Origin of the sequence: Novosphingobium sp., from assembly GCF_965214355.1 — a bacterium.
Taxonomy (GTDB): Bacteria; Pseudomonadota; Alphaproteobacteria; order Sphingomonadales; family Sphingomonadaceae; genus Novosphingobium.
Genome location: NZ_CBDCBI010000002.1, coordinates 3,521,853 through 3,534,201, shown reverse-complemented (window position 1 = coordinate 3,534,201; position 12,349 = coordinate 3,521,853). Strand labels below are relative to the sequence as shown.

Below are 12,349 nucleotides of genomic sequence, written 5' to 3'. Positions count from 1 at the left end.
TCCTTTAAGCGCGCCGGGCTTTGCGACACAGTCGCCCCGGTACCCAAACAAAGGACATGCCCGTCTCGTGAGCGCACCCGTTCGCTTCCCCCGCTTTTTCGTGACCAGCCCCGGTCCGTGCCCCTATCTGCCGGGCCGGACCGAGCGCAAGGTGTTCACCGAGCTGAAGGGTGACAATTCGGACGAGTTGAACGATGCGCTCAGCCGCATCGGCTTTCGCCGCAGCCAGACGGTTGCGTATCGTCCGAGCTGCCTGGGCTGCACGGCCTGCGTATCGGTGCGCGTGGCCGCGCACGAATTTGCCCCGTCGGCCAGCCAGCGCCGCACGATCCGCCAGAATGCGGACCTGATCGTTTCGGTGTGCAAACCGTGGTCGACCCCCGAACAATACGAATTGTTGCAGGCGTATCTGTCGGAGCGGCACCCGGGTGGCGGGATGGCGGCGATGGATGAGGTCGACTTTGCCGACATGGTGGAACATACTCCGATAAGAAGCTATGTCGTCGAATATCGGGAGCCCAATGCCGATGGTTCTCCCGGGCGGTTGGTCGGGGCGTGCCTGACCGATCAGCAGGGTGACGGGTTGTCGATGGTTTACAGTTTTTACGATCCACATCACTCTGCGCGGACCGGGCTTGGCACGTATATCATTCTCGATCACATCCGGCACGCGCATGACATTGGCCTGGCTTATGTCTACCTCGGCTATTGGGTCGAAGGGTCGGCATGCATGCAGTACAAAGTGCGCTTTCGCCCGCTCGAACGGCTGGGCCGCGACGGGTGGGAACGGTTCGATCCCGAGACCCAGGCGCATGCGATCGATCGTCTGGCCAGCGCTCCCCGGCTCGATCAGCCCTTTGGCGCCGATTCGGGGAAAGACGGCATCGCCCTTGCGGTCCGCCCGCACCACTGACCGACTTGCGCGCGGCGCACCGTGTTTTGCCGCGCTGATTGTTGCGCTGTCGGGGCCTGCGCTGGCCCAATCCCAATCCCAAGCCCAATCCCAATCCCAGGCGGAAACGCCGGGTGCGCATGCCCCGCCCAAAGCGCATGAAACCGACGCCGCGCTCAGCGCGCTGATCCCCGACGCCGCGGTCGCCGATCCGCAAGCCTGGGCGCTCGATACCGATGCCGCGCATCACGCACCCGATCCGGCGACGCTGCCCGACGTCTCGGCACTGGACGGCACGCCGATGCCGGCGATTCCCGGACTGACGATCGCCTGGCCCGACAGTTTCGATGCGTCGCCGATCGACCTGCTGACGCCCGATCCTGATATCGACGCTGCCGCCACTGTGGCGCGCGATGCCGGCGCGGTGCTCGATGCAGCGATGCCGCGCGGCGGCTGGCGCGGGCCGCTGGGCGCCGATGCGCTGGTACGCCATGCCGGTGCCGGGATCGACCTGGTGTTTCCGCCCGGCACGGTCCTGCCCGAAATGGACGACCTGGCCGACCGGTTCGAAGGCCTGTCATCGTTGCACACTTTGGGCCGCACCACCGACAATCTGGCGCAGATGACCAGGCGGGCGCGCGACGATGTCGATCTGCTGCTGCAGATCCTGCGGATGTATGGCTATTATGATGCCGAAGTCAGCGAAAACCTAGTCGGTCTGTCGTCGGACGCGGTGATCATCCAGACCGCACCTGCCAAACCGCGCAAGGGCAGACCGGCCGCCGCCGCGATCACGGTGCGGTTTGAAATCGTGCCGGGAACGCGTTATCCGCTCGCCGCGATTGCCTTGGGCGATGTCGCGCAAAGCCCCGACAAGACGCTGCTCCTCACTGCGTTGAAGCTCAAGACCGGAGACCCGGCCAACACCGAAACGATCCAGGCCGCCCGCGACCGCCTGATCGATGAACTGGGGCACATCGGCTATGCGTTCAACAAAGTCGGCGATCCCGCGCTCAGCGTCGATCACGCCGCGCTGAACGCCGATCTCGACATACCGGCGATCATTGGCGGCAAATACGTGTTCGGGCACGTGACCAGCTCGCTACCCCAATTCCTCAACGCGCGGCATTTGCAGCGCATTGCGCGGTTCCGCGCCGGCCGGATCTACGACCGGCGGCTGGTCGACGATTTCCGGCAGGGAATCCTGCAGACCGGGATTGTCGGCGGGGTAAAAATCGTACCGCGCGAAACCGTGGCGCCCACGCCGACTGCGCCGGGCGTCGCCGATATCGATGTTGCGCTGACCAAAGGTCCTCAACATTCGGTAACGCTGCAGGGCGGCCAGTCGAGCGGGCAGGGGTTTTATATCGAAGGCAGCTGGGAAGACCGCAACAAGTTTCCGCCCGAAGGCATGGTCGGCGCGCGCGGCATCCTGGGCACGCGCGAGCAATTGGCCGGGCTGACGTTTCGCAAGAGCAATTTCCTGGCGCGCGACCAGTCGTTCACCGCCGATGTGTACGCACAGGCGCAGACCACCGATGCTTATAACGCGCATACGCTGTCCGCGACGATCACGCTGGCCAAGACGAGCACGCTGATTTTCCAGAAGCGCTGGGCCTATTCGTTCGGGTTCGAAGTGATTGCGACCCAGGAACTGCTTGCCGGATCACCACCCAATTCGCCGTTCACGACGTATTTCATCGCAGCGCTGCCGATGAAATTCGGTTTCGACGGCAGCAACAATCTGCTCGATCCGGAACGCGGTGTTCGCGCGGCGATCACCGTGCAGCCTGCAATCTCGATCCAGGACGGGCCGAAATCGTCGTATGTGATGACGCAATTCGACGGCAGCACGTACCAGAGCGTGGGGCACGGCGTGGTGCTGGCCGAACGCGTGCGGTTCGCCTCGATCAATGGCACGTCGCTCGTCAATATCGCGCCGTCGCAGCGGCTTTATGCCGGCGGCGGCGCGTCAATCCGCGGGTATGGCTATCAGGATGTCGGGCCAAAGGACGCGAGCCACAATCCCGTCGGTGGCTTGTCGGTGGCCGAATTTTCGCTGGAGGCGCGGGTAAAGACCGGGCTGATGGGCGGCGCGCTCAGTGTGGTGCCGTTCCTTGACAGCGGTACGGCCGGTGCGACGCCGACGCCGACGATGCGCGGGGCAAAGTTCGGCGCGGGGCTGGGCATCCGTTACAAGACCACGTTCGGTCCGATCCGCGTCGATGTGGGCACGCCGCTCAATCCCTCGCCGGGGGACAGCAGGATCGGTGTGTATATCGGGCTGGGTCAGGCGTTCTGATGGCCGAAACTGCCCCTGCCGAAATGCGTCCTGCCAGGGGGTTGATCCCGGCGATCCTGCGCGTGCTGGGCGTGGTCGGCCTGGGGCTGGGCGTGATGCTGGCGATCGCGCTGTTGCTGCTCGATTCGCCACTGGGCCATCGCCTCGTTACCGACCGGATTGCCGCATTGCGGCTGCAAAGCGGGCTGATCATCACGATCGGGCGGATCGATGGTTCGTTGCTGGGCACGTCATCGCTGCACGATGTCGTGTTGTCGGATGCGTCGGGCCGGTTCCTCACGCTGCCCGAGGCCGATCTGGCATGGCGCCCGCTACCCGCGTTGCGGCTGGTCGCGGGCTTTGGCGGCGGGCTCGATATTCGCGACCTGACGCTCCACCGGGGGCTGCTGCTGCGCGCGCCCCATCTCAATGCCAGCGACCCGAATGTCCCGATCCTGCCCGATTTCGATATCCGGATCGATCGGTTTCGTGTCGAAGGGCTGACGGTGGCGCCGGGCCTTGCCGGCGCGCGGCGGCGGATCGACCTGACTGCACAGGCCGATGTGCGCCACGGCCGCGTGCTGCTGTCGTGCACCGGGCGGCTGGGCGGGCGCGATCACCTGTCGCTCCATCTCGACAGCGAGCCCGACCGCGACCGGTTCGCGCTCGATCTCGATTATCGTGCCCCCGCCGACGGCTTGCTTGCCGGCCTGACCGCCGGCGCGACCGGCGGCGTAAGGCATGGTATTGTCGCGCAGGTCGGCGGCGCAGGGCGGTTTTCGCAATGGCACGGCTGGCTGCTGGCCTCGGCCGACGGGCACCGGCTGGCAGGCGGATTGATCGACAATGCCGCGGGGCAATACCGGCTGGCCGCGCTGGTCCATCCGGGCGCGGTTGCCAGCGGGCTGCCGGCCGATTTTGCCGCGCGCCCGCTGGCCGTGTCGTATGCGGGCACATTCGTCGGCGCGCGCCTCGACGGGCGCTATCATCTCGGCGATGCGCTGGGGCGGATCGACGGGCAGGGGGCAATCGACCTGGCGAACAACCGCGCGCAGGCGCTGGCGCTGACCGCGCGGCTGCTGAAGCCCGAGCTGTTGCCGGCTGCGTGGACGACGATCGTGCAACCGGGCGCGGCGGTCATGACAGCGCAGCTGGACGGGCCGTTCAACGATCTGGCGATCCGTCATGACCTGGCGCTGACGCAACTGGCGGTGGGGGCCCGTCGCGCGACCGGTCTGCACACCACGGGCGTTGCGCGCTGGCACAATGCGCGGCTCGATGTGCCGCTTGCAGCCAGTGCGGTGCGCATCGACACCGGCACTCCGTGGCTGGATCCGCACCTGGCGGGCGCCCGGCTGACCGGTACGGTGTCGTTTGGCGGGCACATGGTGTCTGGCAATGCGCTGCACGTCATCGGCAACGGGGTTTCAGGCGATCTGTCGCTGAAGGGTGATCTGCGCAGCAACATTTACGCCCTGGCCGGGCGGGTCGACACCCGCGGGTTTGCGGTGCCGCGCATGGGTCTGGCCGATGGCACCGGCAAAGGCGTGCTGGTGCTGGCGCAAGGCCATCCCTGGACGCTGGCGGTGAATTACGCGGCCAATGTTTCGCATTTCGCGATGGGCGGGCTGACTTCGCTCGTCGGCCCGACCGCGCATGTGGCGGGCAGCGCGCATTGGGGAGGAGCCTTGGGGGGCGGCGCCCTCGCGCTGACCACACCCGACATGCGCATCACTTCGCCGCTCGTGGCGATGACGGCCAGGGTCAGCTATGCTCCGGGCGGCCGGATCGAAGTCACCACGCAAGGGACGCACACCGGCTATGGCGCATTCGATGCCCACGCGCTGATCGACCATGGCGCCACGACGGCAGAGGCCCATTTCGCCGAACCGCTGCCGTCGGCCGGGGTGAAGGCGGTCAAAGTCGCGGTGGCAAGCACCGCTGGCGGATACCATCTGAACCTTACCGGCGATTCGCGCTTGGGTCCGGTGGTGCTGGCGCTCGATTTTGCGGTGCCGGCCAATGCCGGGCCGAATGATCCGATACGCATGACGCTGGCCGATGCGCGCGTGTTCAACACCAACCTGACCGGCACGCTGGCATTCGACACCAATGGTCTCGACGGCGATCTGCTGATGACCGGCGGTGGTCTCGACGGCACGATCCACTTTGCCGGGCAGGCAGGAGGCCAGGCGATCGAGGCGGCAATCAACGCCCATGCCGCGAAATTCGGCGGCGACAAGCCGATCTCCGTCGCTATCGCGAAACTGACTGCCAGCGCGCTGATTTCGCCCGGCAACACCACGCTCAACAGCGCCTTGCAGGCGCAAGGGGTCGCGATCGGGCAGGTGTTCATCGGGCGCCTGATTGCCGAGGCGACCGTCGTCAACGGTGCGGGGTCGGTGACCGCTTCGCTTGCCGGGCGGCGAGGCACGCGCTTTGCGCTGCAAGGCACCGCGGCATTTGCGTCCGACCGGGTGATCGCATTCGTCGCCGGCGATTATGCCGGCAATGCGATCACGATGCCACGCCGCGCGATCCTGACGCGTGAAGGAGATGGCTGGACGCTGAGTCCGACGCAGGTCGATTTCGGCAGCGGCGCGATTATCGCGAATGGAAAAATCGGCGCCGGCACCGCCGCTGGCGAGACCAATATGCATGTGGCGATCTCGCGCATGCCACTGTCTGCGCTTGATATCGTCTATGCAGATCTGGGCCTGGGCGGATATGTGTCGGGCGTGGTCGATTTCCGCAACGATCACACCGGGGCGCCCGCGGGCCATGCGGCGCTGTCGGTCAGGGGGCTCAGCCGTTCGGGCCTGGTGCTGACATCGCGCCCGCTCGATCTGGCGCTGGTCGGGCAATTGGACGAACGTGCGGTCCAGGTGCGCGCGGTCGCGCGCGAGGGCAAAGTGCCGCGCATGCGGCTGGAGGCGCTCGTTGCCGACTTGCCGCGCGGCGGCACCATGATCGAGCGCGTGCGCGGCGGGCGGCTGAACGGGCAAATGCGCTATGCCGGGCCGGCCGATGCGCTGTGGCGGCTGGCCGCGATCGATGCATTCGATTTGACGGGGCCGATCGGCATTGCGGCACAAGTGTCGGGCACGATCGACACACCGGTGCTGACCGGCGCGGTCGTCAGCCACGCGATGCGCGCGCAAAGCTCGATCAGCGGGTCCGACATCCAGAACATCGACGTTGCCGGCAGCTTCAGCGGCGCGCATCTGTCGCTCGCGCATTTTACCGGCACGACCGCGGGCAATAATAAGACTGGGGGGGGTAAAACTGCGGGCGGCAAGATTGCGGGCAGCGGCTCGATCGACTTCAGCGATGCCTCGTCCGAGCACCCGAAAATCGATCTGCGCATCGGCGCGACCAACGCGGAACTGGTCAACCGGCCGGAGATGGCCGCGACGATCACCGGCCCGATGCGGATCGTGTCCGACGGCACCAGCGGCACCATCGCGGGTCGCCTGAAAGTCGATCGCGCGCGGTACGTGATGGGCCGCACAACCGCCGCACAGGCGCTGCCGACGATCGCTGTCAGCGAACGCAACGCGCCAGCCGACGTTGCCCCGCCGGCAACGCGCGGGCCTCCCTGGAAGCTGCTGATCGATGCCGCCGGCGCCAATCGCCTGGATGTGCATGGCATGGGGCTGCAAAGCGAATGGCAGACCGATGTGCGTATCCGCGGCGACACCGCCAACCCGCAGATTTTCGGCAGCGCAGACGTGATCCAGGGCAGCTACGAATTTTCGGGCAAACGTTTCGACCTCACGCGCGGCCGCATCCGCTTCAACGGCGAAACGCCGATCGATCCGCAGCTCGACATCGTCGCCACCGGCGATGCCAACGATATTTCCGCGACCATCAACATCGCCGGGTCCGCTACGCACCCGCAGATCACGTTCGCCTCGACGCCGGTGTTGCCCGAAGAAGAACTGCTCAGCCGCATCCTGTTCGGCAGCTCGATCTCGCAGATCTCCGCGCCAGAGGCGGTGCAACTTGCCTCGGCGCTCGCCTCGTTGCGCGGCGGCGGGGGGCTCGATCCGATCAACAAGCTGCGCGGGGCGATCGGGCTGGACCGGTTGCGCGTGCTGAGCGCCGATCCGACGATCCCGCGCGGCACTTCGATCGCGGTGGGCAAATACCTGGGACGCAAGTTCTACATCGAACTGGTAACCGACGGCCATGGGTATAGCGCAACATCGATCGAGTTCCGCCTGACCCGCTGGCTGTCGCTGCTCGGCACGATTTCGACGGTGTATGATGAATCGGCCAGCTTGAAGTTCATGAAAGATTACTGATCGGCGGATGATCTCTGTAATGCCCCGGACATGACCCCTACGGCATTCCTACATCTCGTTTCGACACCAACAATCCCCCCCCCGCTCATCCTGAGCCTGTCGAAGGACGCGCGCGACGCTCGCTTCTGTGCGGTTTGTCATTGCCGACATTGGTGTCAGTGCGTGTGCTTCGACAGGCTCGGCATGAGCGGATGGCGCGTAAATACAGACGTTATAAGCTGGATAGGTGAATGCGACCGGGCGTTGATGCGGGGCGTCGATCGGCGGGTGTGGGGCGCGCGATTTGCGTCCCCACACCCGTTGCCCGTTACGCGTTGACGATCGTTTTCACTTCCATGAAATCCTTCAACCCGTGGCGACCGCCTTCGCGGCCGTTGCCCGACTGTTTGTAACCGCCGAACGATCCGCCCTTGACGCCGCCCCACTGGTTGACCGCGACCAGGCCGGCGCGCAACTGGCCGACGATGTCCTTTGCGGCGGCGGGGTCGCCCGTCACCGTGGCCGACAGGCCATAACTCGTGCGATTGGCCAGCTCGATGCCTTCATCGAGCGTGTCATACGTCGTGATCGTGGCCACCGGACCAAAGGTTTCCTCGTGGAAAATGGTCATGTCGGGGGTCACGTCGGCAAACACGGTCGGGCGGATGTAATAGCCGCGGTTGACGCTTTCGGGCAGGCCGGGGCCGCCTTGCAGCAGGCTGGCGCCTTCCTCGATCGATTTTTCGATCAGGCCCTGCACTTTGGTCCACTGCGCCTTGTTGACCAGCGGTCCGATGTGCGAGCCTTCGTCGCTGGGACTGCCGACTTTGACCGCGGCGAAATAGTCACGGACAAAGGCTTCGGCTTCGGCCTTGCGCGCGATGGGCACCAGGATGCGCGTCGGCGCGATGCAGCTCTGGCCGGTGTTGGCGATCACGCCTTGCAGGGTACCGGGCAATGTGGCGGCAAAATCGGCGCCTTCGAGCACCAGGTTGGGCGATTTTCCGCCCAGTTCCTGGTGGACGCGCTTGACCGTGTCGGCGGCGTTCTTGGCGATCTGGATGCCGGCGCGGGTCGATCCGGTAAAGCTGACCATATCGACATCGACATGTTTGGTCAGCGCGACGCCGACACCCGGGCCATCGCCCTGCACCAGGTTGAAGACGCCCGGCGGCACGCCTGCGGCATCGAGCACTTCGGCAAAGATCGCCGCGTTCGAAGGGCATTCTTCCGATGGTTTCAGGATCACGGCGTTGCCCGCCAGAATGCACGGCGCGACTTTGGCGCAGATCTGGTTCAGCGGCCAGTTCCACGGGGTGATCGCGACGACAACGCCGACCGGTTCATAGACGATGCGTGCATTGGCGCCCTTGATCGGTTCTTCCCATTCGAAATCTTCGGCTGCTTCCAATGTGCCAAGCATGTACCCAAGGCCGGCGCCGGTCTGTGCAGTCCCGGCAAAGCTGATCGGCGCGCCCATTTCCTCGGCGATCACGCGTGCGAAATCGGGAATGCGCTTCTTGTATTCCTCGATGATCCGGCCCAGCAGCGCGGTGCGCTCTGCCAGCGTGGTGCGGCTATAGCTGCCAAAGGCGCGCTTGGCGGCGGCGACCGCCTTGTTTACATCGGCGTCGCTGCCCAGCGTGATCGCGGCGCAGGCTTCCTCGGTCGCCGGGTTGATCACTTCGTACCGCCGGCCGCCTTCGCTCGGCACCCATTGGCCGTCGATGTAATGGTTCAAAAGTTCGCGCATGATACCTCCGGCGGCTGCGGCTCCGGCCGCGCCGTTCCACCGCCAGTGTGGGGCGGAATGCGCGGAATACAAGGTCATGGATGGCACGGGCGCGCGTGCCGGCGTTTTGCGAACCGTGAATTCCGGCGCATTTGCAAAGGGTTGCCCGAGCCGCGCACTGGGGTTTTTATTCATTTCCGCTAACGATATGTTCGCCATGCGTCCGATAGCGTCTGGCACCATGGGACCTGGACCATCTTTGCAGTTTGATGCCGAGCGGCGGATCGCGAGCGGCCTGCGTACCGCCTGGATCGCGCTCGCGACGTTTCTGGGTGTGATTGCGCTGTCGGTCGCGCTGGTGGTGGCGTTTGAACATGCGATCAGGATCGCCGACGATCTGTCGCGCAAGGACGAACAGCAACTGGTCGCACGGTTTGTCGCACGGTCGCTGGAGACGCAGGCGAGCTCCGAGCTGGGCCTGCTCAGCTGGGACGAGGCAATCCGGCATATCCAGTCTCCGCTATGGCGACCAGGCGGCGGACCGACATCCGAAATGCTGTGGCTCGATCGCGAATTCGGCCATTACGCCTGGGCGACGTACAATGCCGACCGCTCGTTCCTGGTGCAAAGCGACGGCACGCTGATTCGCGCCTGGGCAAACGGCCGTCCCGATGGCGATGGCGCATATCGGCAGTTGAACGGCGCGATCGGACAATTGCTGGCGCGCAGCATGCGTCCCGGCCAGGTGCTGGGTGTGCCGGTTGCGACGGTGCGGCTTGGCGTGCAGAACGCCGGGGCGCGGCCCGGCGCGCCTGCGGAATCCTGGAAAGTGGCCTGGCCGATCGATCGCGCGGGCAGCCTCGCGCCGCGCTGGGCCGGCGGCCTTGTCCGCACAGACCATGGCGTCAGTCTGATCACGGTCGGCTCGGTCGTGCCCGACCACGATCCTGCGATGCTGAGCCGGGCGCCGGTCTGGTTCGTGACGACGCAGCCGCTCGATCCGCGCATTATTCTGCGGATGCGCCGCGAGCTGTTGCTGCCCGACCTGGGGCTGACCATGCCCGACGATCCTGCCGCGTCCGCAAAAGTGTCGGCGCACACGACGACCAACATGATTCCCCTGACCGGGATCAATGGCGCCGCGCTCGGCTGGATCCGTTGGAGTGGAAAAAGCCCCGGGCCGTCGATCCTGCGCAGCGCGTCGCCGATGCTATGGACATGGATCGTGCTGTTTCCGTGCGTGCTGATCGGCGGAACGATCGTGTTGCGCGCCAATTGGCACACCACCCGCGCATTGGTCGCCAATGCGGCGCAGGCGCGGCACAATGCGTTGCACGACGCGATGACGGGCCTGCCCAATCGCGTGCATTACATGCAACGCCTGCATGCCGAACTGGCGGCCAGTGCCAGCGGCCAGGCGCGGGGCGACGTGTTTGTCAGCTACATCGATCTCGATGCATTCAAACTGGTCAACGACACGCTGGGGCATCACGCCGGCGATGAGCTGGTCCGGCAGGTCGCGCTGCGCCTGATCGAGACGTTGCCATCCGGTGATTTCATCGCGCGGTTCGGCGGCGATGAATTCGTCGTCCTGCGCCGGGGCGAAGGCGGGCGCAGCCTGGCCAGCCAGATCGGCATGCAGATCATGCGCACGATGGACGAACCGTTTGCGATTGCGGGCAATGCGATAAGTGTAACGTGTTCCTGCGGGATCAGCTGGGGCCCGGCGCAAAGCGAGGATCCGGGCGAATTGCTGCGCCGTGCCGATATCGCGCTGTACCGCGCCAAACAGCGCGGTCGCGCCCGCTATCGCTGTTTCACCCGCGATATGGATGCCGGCATGAAGCTGCGGCTCGAGCTGGAGACCGAATTGCGCCGTGCGATCGCGCGCAACGAATTGTCCGTGGCGTATCAACCGATCGTCAGTTTTGCAGGCGAAGACAGCAAAGGCACCATCACCGGCGTCGAGGCGCTGTTGCGCTGGAATCATCCCGAGCGCGGCGCGATCCGGCCCGATATGTTCGTGCCTGTGGCCGAACAGGGCGGGCTGATGATCGCGCTCGGCAACTGGATGCTGGCCCATGTGTTCAACGAATGCGCCGGCTGGCCGCCGTGCGATATTTCGGTAAACCTGTCGCCGATCCAGTTGATGGCCCGCAATTTTGTCACGACGATCGCCGATCTGGTCACTGCGACAGGTGTGGATCCGCACCGCATCGTGCTGGAAATTACCGAAGGTGTCCTGCTCGACCGGTCCGACCATGTGCTGCAAGTGCTGGGGCAATTGGCCGAAATGGGGTTTCGCATCGCGCTTGACGATTTCGGCAGCGGCTATTCCAGCCTGAGCTATCTGCGCCAGTTTCAGTTCGAACGGATCAAGATCGACCGGTCGTTCATCTCCAACATCGAAACCGATGCCGACGCGCAGGCGATCCTGTGCGCGATCGCGTCGCTGGGCCGCAGCCTGCGGATGAAAGTCGTGGCCGAGGGCGTGGAAACCGAAGCGCAGGGCGCGGTGGTCAGAGCCGCCGGCTGCGGAATGATCCAGGGGTTTCTGTACTGGCGCCCGATGTCGGCCGCCGCGGTGCTGCCCCTGCTCGATCCTGCCCGCCCGATGGAAACGCTTCCGGTCAGGGCGTTGCGGTCTGCCTGAAATCAGGCTTGCCGAAATCAGCCAGCGTCGTTGTCGCTGTCATCGGCCCTGCTGGCCGTCTCGGCGCCGGCAGTCTCGGTGCTGGTGCCGGGATAGATGAAGCCGAAGGCGGGCGAGGGGCGCAGGCCGAGCGACGCGGTCGGGCCGTACCACACGCGCACTTGCGACCAGTCGCCGCTGTCCGACACATCCACCGCCATCACGCCCTTTTCCACCGCGCCGGGGCGCGACCAGTTGGCATGGCTGATCAGGACGTGGCGACCATCGATCACTTTGCTGACGACCGCGACATGGCCCATCGGCATCGCGTGCGTGCCGCGAAATGCCAGCACTGCGCCTTTGCGCGGTTCGTTGCCACGGGCATAAATCCCTTCGGCATGGCCCCACCATTCGCGCGCATTGCCCGATAGCTGCACTGCGGAAATTTGCCGCGCATAGGCAACGCATTGCAACCGGGCCTGGGCTGCGACGGGCATTCCGCAAACGGTTGCGAGAGCCACAAGGC

At 65.4% G+C, this 12,349-nt stretch carries 6 protein-coding genes; 4 read left to right on the top strand and 2 right to left on the bottom strand.

Going from position 1 to position 12,349, the window contains the following annotated elements:
* Positions 1-67 precede the first annotated feature (67 nt).
* Genes ACOOE2_RS16245 through ACOOE2_RS16235 form a run of 3 tightly spaced genes read left to right on the top strand, consistent with a single transcriptional unit; the run spans position 68 to position 7,480 of the window.
* Positions 68-913, top strand: a complete 846-nt coding sequence (locus ACOOE2_RS16245; protein WP_420384035.1) for an arginyltransferase — start codon at positions 68-70, stop codon at positions 911-913.
* Entirely contained in the window at positions 891-3,194 is a 2,304-nt protein-coding gene (locus tag ACOOE2_RS16240; RefSeq protein ID WP_420384034.1) for an autotransporter assembly complex protein TamA, read from the top strand. The genes ACOOE2_RS16245 and ACOOE2_RS16240 overlap by 23 nt, the downstream gene beginning before the upstream one ends.
* On the top strand, positions 3,194-7,480 hold the full coding sequence (locus ACOOE2_RS16235) for a translocation/assembly module TamB domain-containing protein (protein WP_420384033.1): 4,287 nt from the start codon (positions 3,194-3,196) through the stop codon (positions 7,478-7,480). Before ACOOE2_RS16240 ends, ACOOE2_RS16235 begins: the two co-directional genes overlap by 1 nt.
* Before the next feature lie 307 nt (positions 7,481-7,787).
* On the opposite strand, the gene ACOOE2_RS16230 is transcribed toward ACOOE2_RS16235, so the two are convergent.
* The gene (locus ACOOE2_RS16230; RefSeq protein WP_420384032.1) at positions 7,788-9,212 is read right to left on the bottom strand and encodes an aldehyde dehydrogenase family protein; all 1,425 of its coding nucleotides are present in this window, start codon (positions 9,210-9,212) and stop codon (positions 7,788-7,790) included.
* Positions 9,213-9,450: 238 nt separating this feature from the next.
* Between ACOOE2_RS16230 and ACOOE2_RS16225 the strand changes: the two genes are divergently transcribed.
* On the top strand, positions 9,451-11,844 hold the full coding sequence (locus ACOOE2_RS16225) for an EAL domain-containing protein (protein WP_420384031.1): 2,394 nt from the start codon (positions 9,451-9,453) through the stop codon (positions 11,842-11,844).
* A gap of 17 nt (positions 11,845-11,861) precedes the next feature.
* Here the strand turns inward: ACOOE2_RS16225 and ACOOE2_RS16220 are convergent, their stop codons facing one another.
* The gene (locus tag ACOOE2_RS16220; RefSeq protein ID WP_420384030.1) at positions 11,862-12,320 is read right to left on the bottom strand and encodes a CHAP domain-containing protein; all 459 of its coding nucleotides are present in this window, start codon (positions 12,318-12,320) and stop codon (positions 11,862-11,864) included.
* Between the last annotated feature and the right edge of the window lie 29 nt (positions 12,321-12,349).